Origin of the sequence: Pseudomonas muyukensis, from assembly GCF_019139535.1 — a bacterium.
GTDB classification, from domain to species: Bacteria; Pseudomonadota; Gammaproteobacteria; order Pseudomonadales; family Pseudomonadaceae; genus Aquipseudomonas; species Aquipseudomonas muyukensis.
In genome coordinates this window covers 137,501-157,928 of record NZ_CP077073.1, presented here as the reverse complement: position 1 = coordinate 157,928, position 20,428 = coordinate 137,501, and the positions used below count along the sequence as shown (strand labels likewise).

General features: G+C 64.8%; 22 protein-coding genes (1 of these 22 only partly in view). 12 read left to right on the top strand and 10 right to left on the bottom strand.

Features of this window, described 5'->3' with window-relative positions; genetic code table 11:
• Window positions 1–8 precede the first annotated feature (8 nt).
• The 4 genes from KSS95_RS00830 to trpE all read left to right on the top strand — a co-directional run bounded on the left by KSS95_RS00830 (window position 9) and on the right by trpE (window position 4,075).
• Window positions 9–836, top strand: a complete 828-nt coding sequence (locus tag KSS95_RS00830) for an ABC transporter permease (RefSeq protein ID WP_217850719.1) — start codon at window positions 9–11, stop codon at window positions 834–836.
• A gap of 198 nt (window positions 837–1,034) precedes the next feature.
• The gene (rpe, locus tag KSS95_RS00825; RefSeq protein ID WP_217850717.1) at window positions 1,035–1,709 is read left to right on the top strand and encodes a ribulose-phosphate 3-epimerase; all 675 of its coding nucleotides are present in this window, start codon (window positions 1,035–1,037) and stop codon (window positions 1,707–1,709) included.
• The gene (locus KSS95_RS00820) at window positions 1,706–2,524 is read left to right on the top strand and encodes a phosphoglycolate phosphatase (protein ID WP_217850715.1); all 819 of its coding nucleotides are present in this window, start codon (window positions 1,706–1,708) and stop codon (window positions 2,522–2,524) included. Before rpe ends, KSS95_RS00820 begins: the two co-directional genes overlap by 4 nt.
• 69 nt (window positions 2,525–2,593) lie before the next feature.
• On the top strand, window positions 2,594–4,075 hold the full coding sequence (trpE, locus tag KSS95_RS00815; protein WP_217850713.1) for an anthranilate synthase component I: 1,482 nt from the start codon (window positions 2,594–2,596) through the stop codon (window positions 4,073–4,075).
• A 123-nt stretch (window positions 4,076–4,198) separates the two neighbouring features.
• Here the strand turns inward: trpE and estP are convergent, their stop codons facing one another.
• Entirely contained in the window at window positions 4,199–6,100 is a 1,902-nt protein-coding gene (gene estP / locus KSS95_RS00810; protein ID WP_217850711.1) for an esterase EstP, read from the bottom strand.
• Window positions 6,101–6,473: 373 nt separating this feature from the next.
• Here estP and KSS95_RS00805 point away from each other — a divergent pair, with 373 nt between their 5' ends.
• The 4 genes from KSS95_RS00805 (at window position 6,474) to KSS95_RS00790 (ending at window position 9,731) form a co-directional block, all read left to right on the top strand.
• Window positions 6,474–7,067: an aminodeoxychorismate/anthranilate synthase component II gene (locus tag KSS95_RS00805; RefSeq protein ID WP_217850703.1), complete on the top strand. Its 594-nt coding sequence runs from the start codon at window positions 6,474–6,476 to the stop codon at window positions 7,065–7,067.
• Between the two features lie 9 nt (window positions 7,068–7,076).
• Complete coding sequence (gene trpD / locus KSS95_RS00800; RefSeq protein ID WP_217850696.1) at window positions 7,077–8,126, top strand: anthranilate phosphoribosyltransferase; 1,050 nt, start codon at window positions 7,077–7,079, stop codon at window positions 8,124–8,126.
• Window positions 8,123–8,956, top strand: coding sequence for an indole-3-glycerol phosphate synthase TrpC (gene trpC / locus KSS95_RS00795; protein WP_217850694.1), 834 nt, complete (start codon window positions 8,123–8,125; stop codon window positions 8,954–8,956). The genes trpD and trpC overlap by 4 nt, the downstream gene beginning before the upstream one ends.
• A 70-nt stretch (window positions 8,957–9,026) precedes the next feature.
• Window positions 9,027–9,731, top strand: a complete 705-nt coding sequence (locus tag KSS95_RS00790) for a lipoate--protein ligase family protein (protein WP_217850692.1) — start codon at window positions 9,027–9,029, stop codon at window positions 9,729–9,731.
• Here KSS95_RS00790 and crp read toward each other — a convergent pair.
• Window positions 9,728–10,372 carry a cAMP-activated global transcriptional regulator CRP gene (gene crp, locus KSS95_RS00785; protein ID WP_217850690.1) on the bottom strand — a complete coding sequence of 215 codons (645 nt, stop codon included), beginning with the start codon at window positions 10,370–10,372 and terminating at the stop codon, window positions 9,728–9,730. The two genes, KSS95_RS00790 and crp, sit on opposite strands and share 4 nt — an antisense overlap.
• Window positions 10,373–10,559: 187 nt before the next feature.
• On the opposite strand from crp, the gene KSS95_RS00780 reads away from it, so the two are divergent.
• Window positions 10,560–10,982 (top strand): OsmC family protein, encoded by a 423-nt coding sequence (locus KSS95_RS00780; protein WP_134689784.1) that lies wholly within the window; start codon window positions 10,560–10,562, stop codon window positions 10,980–10,982.
• A gap of 82 nt (window positions 10,983–11,064) precedes the next feature.
• Here the strand turns inward: KSS95_RS00780 and KSS95_RS00775 are convergent, their stop codons facing one another.
• The 6 genes from KSS95_RS00775 to hemJ all read right to left on the bottom strand — a co-directional run bounded on the left by KSS95_RS00775 (window position 11,065) and on the right by hemJ (window position 15,470).
• On the bottom strand, window positions 11,065–12,105 hold the full coding sequence (locus tag KSS95_RS00775; RefSeq protein ID WP_217850683.1) for a DUF2157 domain-containing protein: 1,041 nt from the start codon (window positions 12,103–12,105) through the stop codon (window positions 11,065–11,067).
• Between the two features lie 10 nt (window positions 12,106–12,115).
• The gene (gene coq7 / locus KSS95_RS00770; protein WP_217850681.1) at window positions 12,116–12,763 is read right to left on the bottom strand and encodes a 2-polyprenyl-3-methyl-6-methoxy-1,4-benzoquinone monooxygenase; all 648 of its coding nucleotides are present in this window, start codon (window positions 12,761–12,763) and stop codon (window positions 12,116–12,118) included.
• Window positions 12,764–12,829: 66 nt separating this feature from the next.
• Window positions 12,830–13,168 (bottom strand): histidine triad nucleotide-binding protein, encoded by a 339-nt coding sequence (locus KSS95_RS00765; protein WP_134689781.1) that lies wholly within the window; start codon window positions 13,166–13,168, stop codon window positions 12,830–12,832.
• Between the two features lie 63 nt (window positions 13,169–13,231).
• Window positions 13,232–14,008 (bottom strand): SDR family NAD(P)-dependent oxidoreductase, encoded by a 777-nt coding sequence (locus KSS95_RS00760; RefSeq protein ID WP_217850679.1) that lies wholly within the window; start codon window positions 14,006–14,008, stop codon window positions 13,232–13,234.
• 51 nt (window positions 14,009–14,059) lie between these two features.
• Complete coding sequence (locus KSS95_RS00755) at window positions 14,060–15,013, bottom strand: NAD(P)H-dependent flavin oxidoreductase (protein ID WP_217850678.1); 954 nt, start codon at window positions 15,011–15,013, stop codon at window positions 14,060–14,062.
• Window positions 15,014–15,044: 31 nt separating this feature from the next.
• Window positions 15,045–15,470 (bottom strand): protoporphyrinogen oxidase HemJ, encoded by a 426-nt coding sequence (gene hemJ, locus KSS95_RS00750; RefSeq protein WP_134689778.1) that lies wholly within the window; start codon window positions 15,468–15,470, stop codon window positions 15,045–15,047.
• Window positions 15,471–15,610: 140 nt separating this feature from the next.
• On the opposite strand from hemJ, the gene argC reads away from it, so the two are divergent.
• Both argC and erpA read left to right on the top strand, forming a co-directional pair.
• The gene (gene argC / locus KSS95_RS00745) at window positions 15,611–16,645 is read left to right on the top strand and encodes an N-acetyl-gamma-glutamyl-phosphate reductase (protein WP_217850676.1); all 1,035 of its coding nucleotides are present in this window, start codon (window positions 15,611–15,613) and stop codon (window positions 16,643–16,645) included.
• A gap of 145 nt (window positions 16,646–16,790) precedes the next feature.
• Complete coding sequence (gene erpA / locus KSS95_RS00740; protein ID WP_134689776.1) at window positions 16,791–17,141, top strand: iron-sulfur cluster insertion protein ErpA; 351 nt, start codon at window positions 16,791–16,793, stop codon at window positions 17,139–17,141.
• 61 nt (window positions 17,142–17,202) lie between these two features.
• Here erpA and KSS95_RS00735 read toward each other — a convergent pair whose 3' ends face one another.
• Window positions 17,203–18,294, bottom strand: coding sequence for an anhydro-N-acetylmuramic acid kinase (locus KSS95_RS00735; RefSeq protein ID WP_217850674.1), 1,092 nt, complete (start codon window positions 18,292–18,294; stop codon window positions 17,203–17,205).
• A 4-nt stretch (window positions 18,295–18,298) separates the two neighbouring features.
• Window positions 18,299–19,714, bottom strand: coding sequence for a peptidoglycan DD-metalloendopeptidase family protein (locus tag KSS95_RS00730; RefSeq protein WP_217850673.1), 1,416 nt, complete (start codon window positions 19,712–19,714; stop codon window positions 18,299–18,301).
• A 222-nt stretch (window positions 19,715–19,936) separates the two neighbouring features.
• Between KSS95_RS00730 and tyrS the strand changes: the two genes are divergently transcribed.
• Window positions 19,937–20,428 carry the 5' end (the start) of a tyrosine--tRNA ligase gene (gene tyrS / locus KSS95_RS00725; protein WP_217850671.1) on the top strand. Its footprint extends 708 nt past the window's final position, so the window shows 492 of its 1,200 coding nt (coding positions 1–492); its start codon is at window positions 19,937–19,939; its stop codon lies off the right edge, out of view.

Sequence of the window (20,428 nt, the reverse complement as noted above, 5' to 3'; positions counted from 1 at the left end):
GCCTTGTCATGCTGAGCCCCTATATGTCGCCCGTGGAGCGGGTGTGGTTCTACAGCCTGCGGATTCTCTGCGGCCTGATCCTGTTGTTCCTGGTGCTGCCGGTGCTGGTGATCATCCCCCTTTCATTCAACAGTGGCAGCTTCCTGGTGTATCCATTGCAAGGTTTCTCGCTGCATTGGTACCAGGACTTCTTCGCCTCGGCCGAGTGGATGCGCGCGCTGAAGAACAGCATCATCGTCGCCCCGGCGGCCACCGTGCTGGCCATGGTGTTCGGCACCCTGGCCGCCATTGGCCTGACCCGCGGCGATTTTCCCGGCAAGTCGCTGGTGATGGCGCTGGTGATTTCGCCGATGGTGGTACCGGTGGTGATCATCGGCGTGGCCAGCTACCTGTTCTTCGCCCCGCTGGGCATGGGCAACAGCTTCACCTCGCTGATCCTGGTGCACGCGGTGCTGGGCGTGCCGTTCGTGATCATCACCGTGTCGGCGACGCTGCAGGGTTTCAACTACAACCTGGTACGCGCGGCAGCCAGCCTGGGGGCCTCGCCGTTACTGGCGTTTCGCCGGGTGACCCTGCCGCTGATCGCGCCGGGGGTTATTTCCGGGGCGTTGTTCGCCTTTGCCACCTCGTTCGATGAAGTGGTGGTGACGCTGTTCCTCGCCGGGCCCGAGCAGGCGACCCTGCCACGGCAGATGTTCAGCGGCATCCGCGAGAACCTGAGCCCGACCATCGCCGCGGCGGCCACCTTGCTGATCGCGTTTTCGGTGGTGTTGCTGCTGACCCTTGAGTGGTTGCGCGGGCGTAGCGAGAAGCTGAGGACCCAGCAGCCGGGCTGATTCCCATGCTGCGAAGCGCACGTGGGAGTGGGCTTGCCCCGCGATGGCGATGGTAAACCCACCGCCGCCATCGCGGGGCAAGCCCGCTCCCACGCGGTGTGAGTTATCGACCGACGCACACCCTTGATACCAATCAGCCCTCATCGCTTTGCCTGAGTTACAATGCGCGCCACCGTGATTCTGCCCAACAGGTGCGCCATGCAGCCCTACGCTATTGCCCCCTCCATTCTGTCCGCCGATTTCGCCCGCCTGGGCGAGGACGTCGACAAGGTCCTGGCCGCCGGGGCCGACATCGTCCACTTCGATGTCATGGACAACCACTACGTGCCCAACCTGACCATCGGCCCGATGGTCTGCAGCGCTTTGCGCAAGTACGGCGTGACCGCACCGATCGACGTGCACCTGATGGTCAGCCCGGTCGACCGCATCATCGGCGATTTCATCGAGGCCGGCGCCACCTACATCACCTTCCACCCGGAAGCCTCGCAGCACATCGACCGGTCGCTGCAACTGATCAAGGACGGTGGCTGCAAGGCCGGCCTGGTGTTCAACCCGGCCACCAGCCTGGATGCCCTGAAGTACGTGATGGACAAGATCGACATGGTCCTGCTGATGAGCGTCAACCCAGGCTTCGGCGGCCAGAAGTTCATCCCCGGCACCCTCGACAAGCTGCGTGAAGCCCGTGCGCTGATCGATGCCAGCGGCCGCGATATCCGCCTGGAGATCGACGGAGGCGTCAACGTCGGCAATATCCGCGAGATCGCTGCCGCCGGTGCCGACACCTTCGTTGCCGGTTCAGCGATCTTCAACGCCCCGGACTACAAGCAGGTCATCGACCAGATGCGTGCCGAACTGGCGCTGGCCCGCGCATGAGTGGCTTCGAGCAGCTGTTCCCGGGGACGCTGCCCAGGCTGGTGATGTTCGATCTGGATGGCACCCTGATCGACTCTGTTCCCGACCTGGCCGCAGCCGTCGACCGCATGCTGCTCGAACTCGGGCGACCGCCCGCCGGGCTGGAGGCGGTACGCCACTGGGTCGGCAACGGCGCCCAGGTGCTGGTGCGCCGCGCCCTGGCCGGTAGCATCGAGCACCAGGCGGTGGACGACGCGCTGGCCGAGCAGGCGCTGGCGCTGTTCATGGAGGCCTACGCCGAAAGCCATGAGCTGACCGTGGTCTACCCCGGCGTGCGCGACACCTTGCGCTGGCTGCGCAAGCAGGGCGTGGAGATGGCGCTGATCACCAACAAGCCCGAACGCTTCGTCGCCCCCTTGCTCGACCAGATGAAGATCGGTCGCTATTTCCGCTGGATCATCGGCGGCGATACTCTGGCGCAGAAGAAGCCCGACCCGGCGGCACTGTTGTTCGTGATGAAGATGGCCGGTGTCAGCGCCGAACAATCGTTGTTCGTCGGCGATTCGCGCAGCGACGTGCTGGCTGCCAAGGCCGCCGGCGTCAAGTGCGTAGGCCTGAGCTACGGCTACAATCATGGCCGCCCCATCGACGAGGAATCCCCCAGCCTGGTCATCGACGACCTGCGCTTGCTGCTGCCCGGTTGCTTAGTCTCCGACACTGGGATAACGTTGACGGACCTTCAAGCCCCGCCAAGCAGAGACAACAACGTGGTGGTTACCGGCAAACTCTGGATGAAAGTCATCAAGGCCCTGGCCCGCTGGCGCTGGCGCGCCTGACTGCTGCCCACCGGCACCCGCCGGTACGTCCGTTTGCCCGCCCCCTTTGCTGCTTGCCCGAGGCTACACATGACCCGCGAAGAATTCCTGCGCCTGGCCGCTGCCGGCTACAACCGCATCCCCTTGGCCTGTGAAACCCTGGCCGACTTCGACACGCCGCTGTCGATCTACCTGAAACTGGCCGACCAACCCAACTCCTACCTGCTCGAGTCGGTGCAGGGCGGCGAAAAATGGGGCCGTTACTCGATGATCGGCCTGCCGTCGCGCACCGTGCTGCGGGTGCATGGCTACCACGTGAGCATCCTGGAGGATGGCGTCGAGGTGGAAAGCCATGACGTCGAGGATCCACTGGCCTTCGTCGAGGCCTTCAAGGACCGCTACAAGGTCGCCGACATTGCGGGCCTGCCGCGCTTCAACGGTGGCCTGGTCGGTTACTTCGGCTACGACTGCGTGCGTTATGTGGAAAAACGCCTCGGCGCCAGCCCGAACCCGGATCCGCTGGGCGTGCCGGATATCCTGTTGATGGTTTCCGACGCGGTGGTGGTGTTCGACAACCTGGCTGGCAAGATGCACGCCATCGTGCTGGTCGACCCGGCCGACGAGCAGGCTTTCGAGCAGGGCCAGGCGCGCCTGCAAGGGCTGCTGGCCACGCTGCGCCAGCCCATCGCCCCGCGCCGCGGCCTGGACCTCAGCGGCCCACAGGCGGCCGAGCCGCAATTCCGTTCCAGCTATACCCGTGACGACTATGAAAACGCCGTGGGGCGGATCAAGGAGTACATCCTCGCCGGCGACTGCATGCAGGTGGTGCCGTCGCAGCGCATGTCCATCGACTTCAAGGCTGCGCCCATCGACCTGTACCGCGCCCTGCGCTGCTTCAACCCGACGCCGTACATGTACTTCTTCAACTTCGGCGACTTCCACGTGGTCGGCAGTTCGCCGGAAGTGCTGGTGCGGGTCGAGGACAACCTGGTCACCGTGCGCCCGATAGCCGGCACCCGCCCGCGTGGGGCTACCGAAGAGGCCGACCGCGCCTTGGAAGACGACCTGCTGTCGGACGACAAGGAAATCGCCGAGCACCTGATGCTGATCGACCTGGGCCGCAACGATGTGGGGCGGGTGTCGTCCACCGGTAGCGTGCGCCTGACCGAGAAGATGGTGATCGAGCGCTATTCCAACGTCATGCACATTGTTTCCAACGTCACTGGCCAGTTGCGTGAGGGGCTGACGGCGATGGACGCGCTGCGCGCGATCCTGCCGGCGGGCACCTTGTCCGGGGCGCCGAAGATTCGCGCGATGGAGATCATCGACGAGCTGGAGCCGGTCAAGCGCGGTGTCTACGGTGGCGCGGTGGGCTACTTTGCCTGGAACGGCAACATGGACACCGCCATCGCCATCCGCACCGCGGTGATCAAGGATGGCGAGCTGCATGTACAGGCCGGCGGCGGTATCGTCGCCGACTCGGTACCGGCGCTGGAGTGGGAAGAAACCCTCAACAAGCGCCGGGCGATGTTCCGCGCGGTGGCGTTGGCCGAGCAGACCACGATCCAGTAATTCACTGGCTTGCGGGGCTGCTTCGCAGCCCTTTCGCGACACAAGGCCGCTCCTACAGGCGATTGTGTTCTTCTGTAGGAGCGGCCTTGTGTCGCGAAAGGGCCGCAGAGCGGCCCCAACGATCTAGAAGTCGACGCTGACCCCCAGGCTCAGCCCCTGCTGAGTCAACTCATCACTCTTGCGCCAGTTGTAGTTCCCCCGCAGGGTTAACCCGGCCACCAGTTCATGACTCACCCCCAGGCTGGCGCGGGTCAGGTTGCTGTGCGGCGTGTAGCCGGTCAGGGTGAAGTCGTTGGCCGGCAGGCGGGTCAAGTGCAGGGTCAGGTCCTGCTGGTCATCCTCGAACTCATGCTCGCGGGCCACTTCGGCGAACAGCCGGGTGCTGGGCAACACCTGCACGCTGCCCTGCAGGCCTACGCCCAGGCGCCGCGACTTGCGCGCCTGGTCGTCGAAGCCAAGCGCTGTCGAGCGCCCGCTCTTCTCGTCATAGCCATCGACCTTGACCCGCGCATAGTCGCCACTGACGAACGGCGCCAGTTGCCAGGCACTGCCCTCGCTCGCCAGGTTGTAGCCCAGGCGGGCGCTGATGGCCCAGGCCTCGCCGTCGGTATCGCCTTTTTCGCTGCGCTCGTTCACGCCCAGGGCGAAGGTGCGCTTGAGGTCGCGGTAGTCCAGGTGGCCGGCGGTCAACGCCGCATCCGCCCACCAGCGGTCCTGGCGGAACTGGGCGAAGGCACTGGCCAGGTAACTGTCGAGCTTGTAGTCCGAGTCGTGCTGGCCTGCTTCGAGTTTCTGCCGGTAGACCCCGGCGGCCAGGCCCAGGCGCCAGGCCTCATCCAGCCGGTAGCTGCCGCCGAGGGTCAGGTTGTAGCTGCGCCCGTCGCCACTGGCGGCGCTGCGCTGGCTGCCGAAGTCCAGGTCCTGGTCGCCAGTGGCGACGAACGCCTGCCACTGGCCGACGGCCTGCCAGGGTGTCTGCCACTGGTTGCGCAGTTCGTCCTGGTGGGCGCGCAGGCTGGCGTGGGCGATTTCCGGCAGCAGTGTCAGTTCCCACGGCGCGGCCAGGATCGAAAAGCCGTAGTCGGCGATCAGTTGCTGGCCGGCGATGGTTGGGTGCACCGAGTCGTTGAACAGCAGCCGGGTTGGATCCGGGCTGCTGCCGTTGGCACCGTAGACCGGGTTGCCCACGCAACCGTCGCCGCTGTAGCAGGTGCCGACCAGGTTCTGGTCGCTGGCCAGGCCGAACTGGCCGGGGCTGGCGAGGGCTTCGCGCAGCAGCAGGGGCACGTTGAGCGGGATGATCTGGGCGTCGATCTGCCCGAGTTGGCCGACCAGCGCCTGGTTGAACACGCTGGACAGCTGCGACAGCGGGCCTTGCTGGGGCGTGCCGCTGAAGTTCGGGGTCTGGCCCAGGTCTGGCAGCAGCCAGACCATGATGTAGCGTGCGCCCCCCTGTTGCAGGGCCTGGGCACTGGCGGCCAGGCGTGCTCCGGCGGCTGCCGCGTCGGCCGGGCTGTTGACCAGGCCCTGGAGGAAGTCGTTGCCGCCGCCGGTCAGGTAGTACAGCGCGTTGGGGTCGGCGCGCAGGCCGTTGGCCAGGTAGCCGTCACGCTCGCGCAGGACCACGCCGGCACCGGGGCGCCCAGGCGGGATAACGGCTTTCGAGGTGTCGGTGATCGAGTCGAGGATCTGCTGCGTGGTGTAGCCACCCACCGCCCAGTTGTTGCCGTCGGGGGTGCCCTGCAACTGGTTGGTCAGCGAGGTGGAGGGGCCCAGTGCCGCGCCGGAGAAACCCAGCCTGGCGCCGAGGATCATCGGTGAGACCGGCGCATAGTTGCCGTTGGCGTCGCGGTTGGTGAAACGCATGCCTGGGGTGCCACCGGTCAGGTCGGGAAACTGCCCGGCGTCGCTGAGGCTGTCACCGAAGACGATCATCGACGAATAGGGCGAGGGCGCGGCCATGGCCTGGCTGCAGGCGAGGGCAAGGATGCCGAGGGCGGAACGCAGGAAGGGTGCCGTGTGCATGCATGAATGTCCTTTTCGTTGTTTTTATCGAAGCAAGCGGCATGACCATAGCAAATCACCGCGCATTGCCCGTCATTGCATTCGTTTCCCCGTGTTTACCGGCATATTGCGCCCGCCGCGCCGGTAGGCTACTGTGCCGTGACGTATGAACGAGACCTACCCTGTGTTGATCGTCAGCAAACTCTTGATGCGCGTTATCAAGGCCCACGCCCGTTGGCGTTGGCGCGCCTGACTTTATCCCCTGCCGGCTAGCCCGGCCCGCTCCTGTTTGCCTTCCTTTCGCTTCACCGGCCGCTCAATGCGGATTTACCCGCATCCATGCCGGTAGGGGAAGGCTCGAATCAAAAGTCAGTATTCAAGAGGTTCGTTGCAGATGTTACTGATGATCGACAACTACGACTCCTTCACCTACAACGTGGTGCAGTACCTCGGCGAGCTGGGTGCCGAGGTCAAGGTCATTCGCAATGACGAAATGACCATCGCCCAGATCGAAGCCCTGAACCCCGAGCGCATCGTCGTTTCTCCCGGCCCTTGCACCCCGAGCGAAGCGGGTGTGTCCATCGAGGCCATCCTGCACTTTGCCGGCAAGCTGCCGATCCTGGGCGTGTGCCTGGGCCACCAGTCCATCGGCCAGGCCTACGGCGGTGACGTGGTGCGCGCGCGCCAGGTGATGCACGGCAAGACCAGCCCGGTATTGCACCGCGACCTGGGGGTGTTCGCCGGCCTGAACAACCCGCTCACCGTCACCCGCTACCACTCGCTGGTGGTCAAGCGCGATACCCTGCCTGATTGCCTCGAAGTGACCGCCTGGACCGCCCATGAAGATGGCTCGGTCGACGAGATCATGGGCCTGCGTCATAAAACCCTGAACGTCGAAGGGGTACAGTTCCACCCCGAGTCCATTCTCACCGAGCAGGGTCACGAGCTGTTCGCCAACTTCCTCAAGCAGACCGGCGGACGCCGTTAAGGAGCGATCATGGAGATCAAGAACGCATTGAGCCGCATCGTCGGCCACCTGGACCTGAGCACCGAGGAAATGCGCGACGTCATGCGCCAGATCATGACCGGCCAATGCAGCGAGGCGCAGATCGGCGCCTTCCTGATGGGCATGCGCATGAAGAGCGAGAGCATCGACGAGATCGTCGGCGCGGTGTCGGTGATGCGTGAGCTGGCCGACAAGGTCGAGCTCAAGACCCTCGACGGCGTGGTCGACATCGTCGGTACCGGTGGCGATGGCGCCAATATCTTCAACGTGTCCACCGCCTCGGCGTTCGTCATCGCGGCGGCCGGTTGCACCGTGGCCAAGCACGGCAACCGCGCAGTGTCTGGCAAGAGCGGCAGTGCCGACCTGCTGGAAGCCGCGGGCATCTACCTGAACCTGACGCCGGTGCAAGTGGGCCGTTGCATCGACAGCCTGGGCATCGGCTTCATGTTCGCCCAGACCCACCACAGCGCCATGAAGCACGCCGCCGGCCCGCGTCGCGAGCTGGGGCTGCGTACCCTGTTCAACATGCTCGGCCCGCTTACGAATCCGGCCGGTGTGAAGCACCAGGTGGTCGGGGTGTTCACCCAGGCCCTGTGCCGTCCATTGGCCGAAGTGCTGCAGCGCATGGGCAGCAAGCATGTGCTGGTGGTGCACTCCAAGGATGGCCTGGACGAGTTCAGCCTGGCTGCGCCAACCTTTGTCGCTGAACTGAAGAACGACCAGATCATCGAGTATTGGGTCGAACCCGAGGACCTCGGCATGAAGAGCCAGAGCCTGCATGGCCTGGCGGTCGACGGCCCGCAGGCATCGCTGGAGCTGATCCGCGATGCACTGGGCCGGCGCAAGACCGAGAACGGCCAGAAGGCCGCCGAGATGATCGTGCTCAACGCCGGCGCCGCGCTGTACGCCGCCGATCACGCCATGACCCTGGCCCAGGGCGTGGAGCTGGCCCACGATGTGCTGCACACCGGCCTGGCCTGGGAAAAACTGCAGGAGCTGGGCGCCTTTACTGCGGTATTCAAGGTGGAGAACCAAGCATGAGCGTGCCGACGGTGCTGGAAAGGATCATCGCCCGCAAATTCCAGGAAGTATCCGAGCGCCGCGCCCGCGTCAGCCTCGGCGAACTGGAACAACTGGCCAAGGCCGCCGAGGCCCCGCGCGGGTTCGCCAATGCGCTGATCAAGCAGGCCAGGCTCAAGAAGCCAGCGGTGATCGCCGAAATCAAGAAAGCGTCGCCGAGCAAGGGGGTGATCCGCGAGCACTTCGTGCCGGCGGAAATCGCCGTCAGCTACGAGAAGGGCGGGGCGACCTGCCTGTCGGTGCTCACCGACGTGGACTACTTCCAGGGTGCCGACCTTTACTTGCAGCAGGCCCGCGCCGCGGTGTCGCTGCCGGTGATCCGCAAGGACTTCATGGTCGATCCGTACCAGATCGTCGAGGCCCGTGCCCTGGGCGCCGACTGCGTGCTGTTGATCGTCTCGGCGCTGGATGACGGGAAGATGGCCGAGCTGGCCGCCACCGCCAAGGACGTCGGCCTCGACGTGTTGGTCGAGGTGCATGATGGCGATGAGCTGGAGCGCGCGTTGAAGACCCTCGACACGCCGTTGGTCGGGGTCAACAACCGCAACCTGCACACCTTCGAGGTCAGCCTGGATACCACCCTCGACCTGTTGCCACGCATCCCTCGTGATCGCTTGGCGATTACCGAGAGCGGGATCTTCAACCGGGCCGATGTCGAGCTGATGGAAATCAACGAGGTGTACTCGTTCCTGGTCGGCGAGGCGTTCATGCGCGCCGAGCAGCCGGGGCTGGAACTGCAACGCTTGTTCTTCCCGGACCAGGTGAAGAAAACCGTTCAGCAACTGGACTGATCGAACAGGAAGCCGGCATCGTTTGCCGGCTTTTTTGTATTCGAGGGCCTCATCACATCAAAGGTGGACAATGAGCGATCAACCCCTGGCCCTCACCGTCGAGCAGGGCCTGCACGCCGAACAGGAGCTGCTGGCCGCCGTCTGCGGTGGCGAGCGCGATGCCGGCGTGCTGTTCTGGCGCCCGACCGACCACGCCCTGGTGATGCCACGGCGCATGAGCCGGCTGGACAACTTCGAGGCCGCCTGCGCCGAGCTGGCCATCGCCGGCTGGCCGGTGTTACTGCGTGAAACCGGCGGCGAGCCGGTGCCGCAGTCCCATGCCACGGTGAATATCGCCCTGGTGTACGTAGCGCCCCGCAGCGAAGGCGACCATGGCCGCATCGAGAACGCCTACGAACGGCTGTGCCTGCCCTTGTGCGATGTCTTGCGCGAGTGGGGTGGGGTGGCCTCGGTTGGGGAAATCGACGGGGCGTTCTGCGACGGTCGCTACAACGTCAACCTCAACGGCCGCAAACTGGTAGGCACCGCCCAGCGCTGGCGCCAGGGCCTGGGCGGCAAGCGCCCGGTGGTGCTGGTGCATGGCGCGCTGTTGCTGGACAACGAGCGCGAATCGATGGTCGCCGCGGTCAACCGCTTCAACGAGTGTTGCGATCTTGAGCAGCGCTGCCGGGCCGACAGCCATATCGCCCTGCACGAAGTGGCGCCGGCCGTGCCCTGGTTCGAACGCCTGAGCCAGGCGTATGACCAGGTGCTTGCGGCACTGCCGCAGGATTAGCGGGTGCCGTAGACCACCATGGTCTTGCCCTTGACCTGCACCAGGCTGCGCTCCTCGAGGTCCTTGAGGACGCGGCCGACCATTTCTCGCGAACAGCCGACGATGCGGCCGATCTCCTGGCGGGTGATCTTGATCTGCATGCCGTCGGGGTGGGTCATGGCATCGGGTTGCTTGCACAGGTCGAGCAGGCAGCGGGCGACCCGCCCGGTGACATCGAAGAACGCCAGGTCGCCGACCTTGCGCGTGGTGTTGCGCAGGCGCTGAGCCATCTGGCTGCCGAGGGCGTAGAGGATCTCCGGGTCCTGGCGGGCCAGCTCGCGAAACTTGTCGTAGCTGATCTCGGCCACTTCGCATTCGGTCTTGGCTCGCACCCAGGCGCTGCGTTGTTGTTCCTGGCCGGCTGGCTCGAACAGGCCCAGCTCGCCGAAGAAATCACCGCTGTTGAGGTAGGCGATGATCATTTCGTGACCGTCGTCATCCTCGATCAGGATGGTCACCGAGCCCTTGACGATGAACGACAGCGTCTCGGCCCGATCACCGGCGCAGATGATGCTGCTCTTGGCGGCATAGCGACGGCGTTGGCAGTGGGCCAGCAACTTGTCGATGTTCTTGATCTTGGGTGGCAGGGCTGAGGAGACCATCACGAAATCCTGTTCGATGCTACGCATTGGCTTTTTATAGATTGTCTGGCGGCAAGCGCCAGTCGTTTGGCGCCAGCTTATCAGACACTTCTCCCTGCATCGGCACAAAAGCGCCACGGCTTGAGCTTTTCCGACGGCGCCGCAAGGTCTAAGCTGACACCCTTTTACGTATTTGGAGTCCGGATAGATGAAGGCACGCATCCAGTGGGCCGGTGAAGCGATGTTCCTCGGCGAGTCGGGGAGCGGTCATGTCGTGGTCATGGACGGCCCGCCCGAAGCCGGGGGCCGCAACCTCGGTGTGCGCCCGATGGAAATGCTGCTGCTGGGCCTGGGCGGCTGCAGCAGCTTCGATGTGGTGAGCATCTTGAAGAAATCGCGCCAGGCGGTGGAAAGCTGCGAAGCCTTCCTCGAGGCCGAGCGCGCCAGTGAAGACCCGAAGGTATTCACCAAGATCCACATGAACTTCGTGGTCAAGGGCCGCGGGCTGAAAGAGGCGCAGGTCAAGCGCGCGGTAGAGCTATCGGCCGAGAAGTACTGTTCGGCGTCGATCATGCTCGAGCGTGCCGGTGTGGAAATCAGCCACGGCTACGAGATTGTCGAACTGGGCTGAAACGAACGCGGGGCAAGCCCGCTCCCACGCTGGCTACGGCACGGGCATGCGTGGGGGCGGGCTCTTTACCCCGCGATGGCATCTATCCGCGACGCAATGCCGGCAACGCTGCCTGTAGCCACTGCGGCAGCTTTGCCTGCAGTGACGCGCTGAGCCGTTCGCGGCGCTTCTGGTACTGCAACCCCAGCACGATCACGCCCAGGCCGATCAGGGTCAGCACGACGGGGAACAGCAGCGAGTCGGCGAACACCTCGTACGACAGATAGCCCAGATAAGCCGCTACCCCCATTGCCCCGAACACCATGAACACTGGCCGGCGCAGCAGTACCGCCAGGCCCATCAGCCCAAGGTTGACCAGGCAGTAGAGGAACTTGCCCCACTCGCTGGCGCTGTCGAGCAAGGTCAGCCCGCCCCAGAACGCCGTCAGCCCGGCGAGATAGCCCCAGAAGGCATAGTCCCGCTCGGTGCGCCCGTCGATCACGACGAATACCAGCAGCAGGCCAAGGCCAAACCACAGCGACACGGTGCGGCGTTGCTCCCAGCTGAACACATCGCCGTAGAACCATTCGCTCAAGTCCATGGACATGAACCATAGCGCCACGGCAATCGGCATGACGATGAACGGGAAGGGAACGAGCCGCAGCATCAACAGGCCGGCCAGTACCGTCGCCACCTCCATCGTTAGCCAGCCGCCTTGCACGTAGGTGTAGTACTGGTGATAGTCGCCTTGGCTGTCGTCCAGCGGCCACCAGCCGACCAGTCGCTCGATGGCGAATACCGCCAGCGGCACGATGGCCACCGCCACGGCGGCCAGCACGCCGGCGGCGATGGGCTGGGCGCGGCGTTGCAACGACAGGGCGAACAGGGTGATGCCGGCGATATAGACCAGGGCGATGCTCAGTAGCGCGCCGTCACCGAGGGTCATCCAGGCTTCGGTGAGCAACCAGCCCATGGCCCCCATGATCAGCAAGGCGCCGAAGTAGAAGGCGACATGGGCCAGCTGGAAGCTACCGCCAGCCTCGGCTTGGCGGCGCAGGAAGTCCGCCAGGGCCTGGTCCTGGCCGGGCTGCAGAATGCCTGCGCTTACGGCGCGTGCCAGGTCCTTGGCGTCGAAGCGTTCCATCGGTGGTTCCTCAGATGCGGTAGGTGCTCTTGGTCATGACCTTGGCCAGCAGGCTCATGCCAAAGCGCACCGGCGCCGGGAAGCGGTAGCCACCGGCCTGGAGGGCGGATTCGGCGTGATGCTCCTCGTCGACGCGCATCTGCTCGAGGATCGCGCGCGATTTGCCGTCGTTCTCCGGGATTTGTTCCAGGTGTTCGTCCAGGTGCTTGCAGACCTGGTGCTCGGTAGCCGCGACGAAGCCCAGGCTGACCTTGTCGCTGACCAGGCCGGCGAGGGCGCCGATGCCGAACGACATGCCGTAGAACAGCGGGTTGAGCACGCTGGGGTGGCTGTTGAGCTGGCGGATGCGTTGTTCGCACCAGGCCAGGTGATCGATTTCTTCTTCCGCCGCATGCTCCATGGCCTTGCGCACCTGGGGCAGCTTGGCGGTCAGGGCCTGGCCCTGGTACAGCGCCTGGGCACAGACTTCGCCGGTATGGTTGATACGCATCAGGCCGGCGACATGACGGGCCTGTTGTTCGTCGAGCTCGGCGTCCGGCTGGACGATGGCCGGCGAGGGACGGGCGGGTTGGCCGCTGAAGGGCAGCAAGGTGCGCATGGCGGTATCGGCCTGCAGCAACAAGCGGTCGAGCGGCGAGTAGTGACGTTCGGTAGCCATCGGGCACCTCCGCTGAAGTGATGCCCGACAGTCTACCTCAATCGTCCAGGTGGAGCTTGCCTTGGGTCAGCCCGGAGGCCAGTTCATCTGGCGCTGGCCAAGCACGTGCATATGGATGTGGTAGACGGTCTGGCCGCCTTTCGGGTTGCAGTTCATGACCACGCGGAAGCCTTCCTCGCAGCCTTGTTCGACGGCCAGGCGCTGGGCGGTGAACAGGATGTGCCCGGCCAGGGCCTTGTCCTCTTCGGTCAGGTCGTTGAGGGTGCGGATGTGTTTCTTCGGGATGACCAGGAAATGAACCGGCGCCGCGGGGGCGATATCCTTGAAGGCGAGGATCTGCTCGTCTTCGTAGATGATATCCGCCGGGATTTCCCGGTTGATGATTTTGAGGAATAGATCGTCCACAGCACGTGCTCCATGGTGAGTGTGGGCCCGAGTGTACTGAGGCGGGGGGCGCTCGCCCAGTGCTTATTCCAGGCCGGCGGGGCAGTAGCGGCGGTGGATCGCCCCGGCCAGCTTGCGCGTCAGCCAGCGCGGCAGCAGGCGTGGGGCGAAGGCCAGCCAGCGATTGCCGCGCCCAGGCAGGATCAGCGCGCGGTTCTTGTCCAGCGCCCGCACGGTGTACAGGGCGATCTCCTCGGGGCTGGGGCTGCTGGCGTCGAGGCGGGGGATAGGGCGCTTCGCGGAGCGTACCGGGCCCGGACACAGCACCGAGACCTTGATGCCGGTGCGGCGCAGTTCTTCACGCAGTGCCTCGGAAAAGCTCAGCACATAGGCCTTGCTGGCGGCATAGGCGGCCATCCACGGCCCGGGAGCGACACCGGCCAGGCCGGCGATATTGAGGATCTGCCCGCCCCCCTGGATTGCCATCAGGTTGCCGATGGCGTGGCACAGCCGGCTCAGGGCCAGGATGTTGACCTCCAGCAGGTCCTGCTCGTCGGCCCACTCATGGGCCAGGAACGGCCCATAAGTGCGCTGCCCGGCGCAGTTGACCAGCAGGTCGATGCGCCGCTCGCCTTCCTCCAGCTCCAGGACGAAGCCCGACAGGCGCAGGGGCTGGCTGAGGTCGCAGGCCCGGAACAGCACCTCGACGCCGAAGCGCTGGGTCAGTTCGATGGCCACCGGCTCCAGCGTCTCGCGCTGGCGCGCCACCAGGATCAAGTTGCGCCCGCGCCGTGCCAGCGCTTCCGCCAGGGCCAGGCCCAGGCCGCTGGAAGCACCGGTGATCATGGCGTAACGGGTCATGCAAGGCTCCTGGGGCGTGAGGGGCGCCTAGTGTACAGCCTGGCCGCTTTGCTACAAGACGTTGCTGCGCAGCTGCTGGGTACGTTCCAGTGCCGCGCGATACTCGCGGCCCAGGCGCTCGACCAGCTCGGCGATGCTGGGCAGGTCGTTGATGTCACCGACCCCCTGGCCCGCCGACCAGATGGTCTTCCAGGCCTTGGCCTCGTCGCCGATCGGCTTGAGCTTGCCGGCCTGGTGGCTGCCCTTGAGCGCCGCCTGGTCGTAGCCGGCCTGTTCCAGGCTCTGGCGCAGGAAGCTGGCGGGGATGCCGGAGACTGCCGGGGTCAGTACCACATCGGCGGCTTTGGCGCCGAGGATCATCTGTTTGTACGCGTCCTGGGCCTGGCTTTCGCGGGTGGCGATCAGGCGCGTGCCCATGTAGCCGAGGTCGGCCCCCAGGACTTGGGCAGCCAGCAGCTCATGGCCGTGGTTGAGGCAGCCCGACAGCAGCACGGTCTTGTCGAAGAACTGGCGGATCTCGGCCAGCAGCGCCAACGGGCTCCAGCTACCGGCATGGCCGCCTGCGCCCGCGGCCACGGCGATCAGGCCGTCGACGCCAGCTTCGGCGGCCTTCTCGGCGTGCCGGCGGGTGGTCACGTCGTGGAACACCAGGCCGCCATAGCCGTGCACCGCATCGACTACTTCCTTCACCGCGCCCAGGCTGGTGATGACGATCGGTACCCGGTGTTCGACGCACAAGGCCAGGTCGGCCTGCAGGCGGGGGTTGCTCGCATGCACGATCAGGTTCACGGCGTAGGGCGCTGGCTGGTCCAGTTTCGCCAGCCCTGCCTCGATCTCTTCGAGCCAGGCCTTGAAACCAGCAGTGTCGCGCTGGTTGAGGGCCGGGAAACTCCCGACCACGCCGTTGGCGCAGCAGGCCAGTACCAGCTCGGGGTTGGAGATCAGGAACATCGGCGCGGCCACCAGGGGCAGGCGCAGGTGTTGTAGCGACGCGGGCAGGGACATGGTGAAACTCCTTGTAAAGAACGGGTTACCCTTAGAACGGCTTGACCACCACCAAAATTGCGATGCCCAGCAAAATCAGCACCGGGGCTTCGTTGAACCAGCGGTAGTAGACATGGCTGCGGGTATTGGTGCCAGCGGCGAAGCGTTTGCGCTGGGCGCCGCACATGTGATGGTAAACGGTAAGCACGGCGACCAGGGTCAGCTTGGCATGCAGCCAGCCTTGGCTCAGCCAGCCCGGGTTGAGGTACAGCATCCAGCCGCCGAATACATAGGTGGCGATCATTGCCGGGTTCATGATGCCGCGATACAGCTTGCGCTCCATGGTGATGAAGCGCTCGAGGCTGATGCTGTCCTGGCTCTGGGCGTGGTAGACGAACAGGCGCGGCAGGTAGAACAGGCCGGCGAACCAGCAGACCACGCTGACGATATGCAGCGCCTTGATCCATAGATAGAGCATGGAGGGTTCCTTCAGGTTTTCACGGTCGTCAGATAGTAGAGGCCAAGGGCCCGAAGGGTCATCCGAAGAGTTGTTACAGGCGCTCGGCGCCCCTATTATCGTGCGCTTTCCAGTGGTCTGGTTGATAAGGGGCAAGTGTCATGATCAAGGTCGGTATCGTCGGCGGCACGGGGTACACCGGTGTCGAACTACTGCGTCTGCTGGCGCAGCACCCACAGGCCGAGGTGGCGGTAATCACCTCGCGCTCCGAGGCGGGCGTGGCGGTTGCCGACATGTACCCGAACCTGCGCGGCCACTATGACGGCCTGGCCTTCAGTGTGCCGGACAGCAAGGCCCTCGCCGCCTGCGACGTGGTGTTCTTCGCCACCCCCCATGGCGTGGCCCATGCCCTGGCCGGTGAGCTGCTGACCGCTGGCACCAAGGTCATCGACCTGTCGGCGGACTTCCGTCTGCAGGACGCCCACGAGTGGGGCAAGTGGTACGGCCAGCCCCACGGCGCGCCTGAGCTGCTCAAGGACGCGGTCTACGGCCTGCCGGAAGTGAACCGCGAGAAGATCCGCCAGGCACGTCTGATCGCCGTCCCTGGCTGCTACCCCACCGCCACCCAGCTGGGCCTCCTGCCGCTGCTGGAAGCAGGCCTGGCTGACCCGTCCCGGCTGATCGCCGACTGCAAGTCGGGTGTCAGTGGCGCTGGCCGCGGCGCCGCGGTCGGCTCGCTGTTCTGCGAAGCTGGCGAAAGCATGAAGGCCTATGCGGTCAAAGGGCATCGGCACCTGCCGGAAATCAGCCAGGGCCTGCGCCTGGCCGCAGGCAAGGACATCGGCCTGACCTTCGTGCCGCACCTGACCCCGATGATCCGCGGTATCCATGCCACCCTCTACGCCACCGTCGCCGACACCTCGGTCGACCTGCAGGCACTGTTCGAGAAGCGTTACGCCGATGAACCGTTCGTCGACGTGATGCCGGCCGGCAGCCACCCGGAAACCCGCAGCGTGCGCGGTGCCAACGTTTGCCGTATCGCCGTGCACCGGCCTCAGGGCGGTGACCTGGTGGTGGTGTTGTCGGTCATCGACAACCTGGTCAAGGGCGCGTCGGGCCAGGCCGTGCAGAACCTCAACATCCTGTTCGGCCTGGATGAGCGCATGGGGCTGTCCCACGCCGGCCTGTTGCCATAACCGCACGCTGGATGAACAGGCCCGCCTTGTGCGGGCCTTTTTCATGGGCACGACTAAAGCCGCACAATTCTTGACCGATTTTCTCGGACAAGCGGATAATACGCCCCATCGAGTTTTATGGCGGCATTGCGCCGGGAGAATCAACATGAGCGTCGAAACCTTCACCCCCACGGCCTTGGAGTTCACCCCCGGGGCCGCGCACAAGGTCAAGACCTTGGTCAGTGAAGAGGGCAACGACCGGCTGAAGCTGCGGGTATTCGTGACAGGCGGCGGCTGCTCGGGCTTCCAGTACGGTTTCACTTTCGATGAAGACGTCGCCGACGACGACACCATCGTCGAGCGCGAAGGCGTGGCGCTGGTGGTCGATCCGATGAGCTACCAGTACCTGGCTGGCGCCGAAGTGGATTACCAGGAAGGCCTGGAAGGTTCGCGCTTCGTGATCAAGAACCCGAACGCCACCACCACCTGCGGTTGCGGTTCGTCGTTCTCGATCTGATCGCTGTGCCGTCATGCAAAACGCCGCGCTATTGCGCGGCGTTTTGCATTCTGCGGGGTGCTCAGGCGGGGTAGATCGCGCCGAGGACGCGCAAGCCCTTGGCAGCGGTCACGCTCGGGCGGTTGGCGGGAATGCCTTCCAGGCAGCAGTGGGCGAGCCAGGCGAAGGCCATGGCCTCGACCCAGTCCGCGTCGATACCTTGCGCCGCGGTGCTCGACACCTGGGCGCCGGGCAGCAACTGCGCCAGGCGCGCCATCAGCGCAGCATTGCGTGCGCCACCGCCGCAGACCAGCAAGGCTTCGGTGCCCTGCTGCGCCTGGCGCAGCGAATCGATGATGCTGCGTGCCGTCAGCTCAAGCAGGGTGGCTTGTACGTCTTCGTCGCGGTAGCCGGGAAGGGCGCCCAGGTGGCTGTCCAGCCAGGCCAGGTTGAACACTTCGCGGCCGGTGCTCTTTGGGCCGCTGCCGGCGAAGAAGGGGTCGCCGAGCAGGGTATTGAGCAGGTCGGCCTGCACTACGCCACTGGCCGCCCAGGCGCCATCGGCATCGAAGGGCTGGCCGCGCTTGCGCTCGATCCAGGCGTCCAGCAGCACATTGCCCGGCCCGCAGTCGAAACCATGCACCGGAGTGTCCCGGGCGATCAGGCTCAGGTTGCTGAAACCGCCTACATTGAGCACTGCCAGGCGCTGGCCAAGGTGGCCGAACAGCGCCTCATGGAAAGCGGGCACCAGCGGCGCGCCCTGGCCCCCGGCGGCGACATCACGTCGACGGAAATCACCGACCACGCAGATTCCGGTCAACTCGGCCAGCAAGGCTGGGTTGCCGATCTGCACGGTAAAGCCGCGGGCAGGTTCGTGGCGGATGGTTTGGCCGTGGCTGCCGATGGCGCGGATGGCGGCGGGCGCAAGCCCCTGGCCGGCCAGCAGGTGCTCGATGCCTTGGGCGGCGAGGGTGGCCCAGCGATTCTCGGCCAGGGCCGCCCGGGCGATCTCGTCCGGGCCGCTGGCGCAAAGCTCGAGCAGGTCCTGGCGCAGGTCGACGGGCATGGGGATGTAATGGGTGGCGAGCAGCCGGGGCTGCTCGTGTTGTTCGATCAAGGCGATGTCCAGGCCATCGAGGCTGGTCCCGGACATCACTCCCAGATAGAGGGCCATGGGCTCAGCGCTTGTTGGCGGCGAGCAGGGTGGCTTTTTCCTGATCCATGCGGGCGATCAGGGGTTGGCTCTGCTGGTTGAAGCGCTGGCGCTCGGCCTTGGCGATCGGGTCTGCCATCGGCACTTTCTGGCTAAGCGGGTCGACGTGCACACCGTTGACCTGGAACTCGTAGTGCAGGTGTGGGCCGGTGGACAGGCCAGTGGTGCCGATATAGCCGATGATCTGGCCCTGCTTCACCGAGCTGCCGGTCTTGATGCCCTTGGCAAAGCCCTGCATGTGGCCATACAGCGTCTTGTAGGCGTTGCCGTGGGCGATGATCACGGTGTTGCCGTAGCCACCGCGACGGCCGGCCAGCTCGATGCGGCCATCGCCGGCGGCCTTGATCGGCGTGCCACGCGGGGCGGCATAGTCGACACCCTTGTGGGCGCGGATCTTGTTCAGGATCGGGTGCTTGCGCCCGGCCGAGAAGCGCGAGCTGATGCGGGCGAAGTCCACCGGGGTGCGGATGAACGCCTTGCGCAGGCTGTTGCCGTCGGCGGTGTAGTAGTTGGTGTTGCCCTGCTTGTTGGTGTAGCGCACGGCGGTGTAAGTCTTGCCGCGGTTGGTAAAGCGGGCCGACAGAATGTTGCCGGTGCCGACCACCTTGCCGTCCATCATCTTCTGTTCGTAGACCACGTCGAATTCGTCGCCGGGGCGGATGTCCTGGGCGAAGTCGATGTCATAACCAAGGATGCGTGCCATGTCCATGGTCATGCTGTGGGACAGGCCGGCGCGCTGGGCCGAGGCCGACAGCGAGCTTTTGATCACGCCATGGGCATAGGCAGTGCGCACTACTGGCTTGCTGATCTCGCGATCGAAGCTGAAGCCCTTGTCGGTACGGGTCAGGCGGATGGTCTCGAGGTTGCTGACCTTGCTGTGCAGGCTGGTCAGCTGGCCGTCCTTGTCCAGTTCGAACTGCAGCACCTGGCCATGCTTGAGCTGGCTGAATTGCTTGGCCTGCTTGTTGCTGGCCAGCAGGTCGTGGACCACGTTGGCCGGCAGGCCGACCTTGTTGAACAGGGTGGAAAGGGTGTCGCCGCGGGCCACGACCACTTCGCGGTGGCCGGGGGCTTTTTCTTCCTGTTTGGCGACGGCGGCTGGCGCGGCCTTGGTCTCGGCGGTGGTGGCCTGTTCGCCTTCGATCTGGGCGAAGGGCGAGTCGCTGTTCTGCTCGGCCTGCACCAGTGGCGCGGCGCGGGACTCGTCCTTCAGCTGTTCGGCCGGGCTTTCCAGCTCGAGGCTGAGGGTGGTTTTCTTGGCTTCGACTTCGCTGGAAGGAAAGACCAGCAAGGCCAGGCTGAGAAGGGCGGCGATGCCGCTGGCGGCCAACAGATGGCTTTTCGGATAAAGCGGGGGCGCTTTAGGCGGTTCGTTGGTCATAGGTAAGGTGACTTTGAAAAGTGAATGAAAAATGAAATGGAAAAGATGAATGACATGATGAAGATGAAATAACTGTATAAAATATAACCAAATCCATTCTCGCGCAAGGGCGCGTAGACGCCGCGGTACGCCGTTCGGGTCACATTCCTTTGCGAAACTTGTATTTGATGGCCGATCTTGTATGGTTGGCTCCCCTTGAATCTGAGCCTTGCGGGTCTGTCTATGAAGTCGGTTGAAGAGCAGCTGGCGCTTATCAAGCGCGGTGCGGAAGAGGTATTGGTCGAGTCGGAACTGGTGGAGAAGCTCATGCGCGGCCAACCGCTGCGCATTAAAGCGGGCTTCGACCCAACCGCGCCCGACCTGCACCTGGGGCACACGGTGCTGATCAACAAGCTGCGCCAGTTCCAGGAGCTGGGCCACCAGGTCATCTTCCTGATCGGTGACTTCACCGGCATGATCGGCGACCCGAGCGGCAAAAGTGCCACCCGTCCGCCGCTGACCCGTGAGCAGGTGCTGGACAACGCCGAGACCTACAAGCAGCAGGTGTTCAAGATTCTCGATCCGGCCAAGACCGAGGTCGCGTTCAACTCCACCTGGATGGACCAGCTGACCCCCGCTGACTTCATTCGTCTGGCCTCGCAGTACACGGTTGCGCGCATGCTCGAGCGTGACGACTTCGACAAGCGTTACAGCAGCAACCAGCCGATTGCGATC

Bases quoted from the DNA above. Each gene is read 5' to 3' on its own strand.
- KSS95_RS00830 (WP_217850719.1), top strand. From the start codon at position 9: ATGCTGAGCCCCTATATGTCGCCCGTGGAGCGGGTGTGGTTCTACAGC.
- rpe (WP_217850717.1), top strand. From the start codon at position 1,035: ATGCAGCCCTACGCTATTGCCCCCTCCATTCTGTCCGCCGATTTCGCC.
- KSS95_RS00820 (WP_217850715.1), top strand. From the start codon at position 1,706: ATGAGTGGCTTCGAGCAGCTGTTCCCGGGGACGCTGCCCAGGCTGGTG.
- trpE (WP_217850713.1), top strand. From the start codon at position 2,594: ATGACCCGCGAAGAATTCCTGCGCCTGGCCGCTGCCGGCTACAACCGC.
- estP (WP_217850711.1), bottom strand. From the start codon at position 6,100: ATGCACACGGCACCCTTCCTGCGTTCCGCCCTCGGCATCCTTGCCCTC.
- KSS95_RS00805 (WP_217850703.1), top strand. From the start codon at position 6,474: ATGTTACTGATGATCGACAACTACGACTCCTTCACCTACAACGTGGTG.
- trpD (WP_217850696.1), top strand. From the start codon at position 7,077: ATGGAGATCAAGAACGCATTGAGCCGCATCGTCGGCCACCTGGACCTG.
- trpC (WP_217850694.1), top strand. From the start codon at position 8,123: ATGAGCGTGCCGACGGTGCTGGAAAGGATCATCGCCCGCAAATTCCAG.
- KSS95_RS00790 (WP_217850692.1), top strand. From the start codon at position 9,027: ATGAGCGATCAACCCCTGGCCCTCACCGTCGAGCAGGGCCTGCACGCC.
- crp (WP_217850690.1), bottom strand. From the start codon at position 10,372: ATGGTCTCCTCAGCCCTGCCACCCAAGATCAAGAACATCGACAAGTTG.
- KSS95_RS00780 (WP_134689784.1), top strand. From the start codon at position 10,560: ATGAAGGCACGCATCCAGTGGGCCGGTGAAGCGATGTTCCTCGGCGAG.
- KSS95_RS00775 (WP_217850683.1), bottom strand. From the start codon at position 12,105: ATGGAACGCTTCGACGCCAAGGACCTGGCACGCGCCGTAAGCGCAGGC.
- coq7 (WP_217850681.1), bottom strand. From the start codon at position 12,763: ATGGCTACCGAACGTCACTACTCGCCGCTCGACCGCTTGTTGCTGCAG.
- KSS95_RS00760 (WP_217850679.1), bottom strand. From the start codon at position 14,008: ATGACCCGTTACGCCATGATCACCGGTGCTTCCAGCGGCCTGGGCCTG.
- KSS95_RS00755 (WP_217850678.1), bottom strand. From the start codon at position 15,013: ATGTCCCTGCCCGCGTCGCTACAACACCTGCGCCTGCCCCTGGTGGCC.
- hemJ (WP_134689778.1), bottom strand. From the start codon at position 15,470: ATGCTCTATCTATGGATCAAGGCGCTGCATATCGTCAGCGTGGTCTGC.
- argC (WP_217850676.1), top strand. From the start codon at position 15,611: ATGATCAAGGTCGGTATCGTCGGCGGCACGGGGTACACCGGTGTCGAA.
- erpA (WP_134689776.1), top strand. From the start codon at position 16,791: ATGAGCGTCGAAACCTTCACCCCCACGGCCTTGGAGTTCACCCCCGGG.
- KSS95_RS00735 (WP_217850674.1), bottom strand. From the start codon at position 18,294: ATGGCCCTCTATCTGGGAGTGATGTCCGGGACCAGCCTCGATGGCCTG.
- KSS95_RS00730 (WP_217850673.1), bottom strand. From the start codon at position 19,714: ATGACCAACGAACCGCCTAAAGCGCCCCCGCTTTATCCGAAAAGCCAT.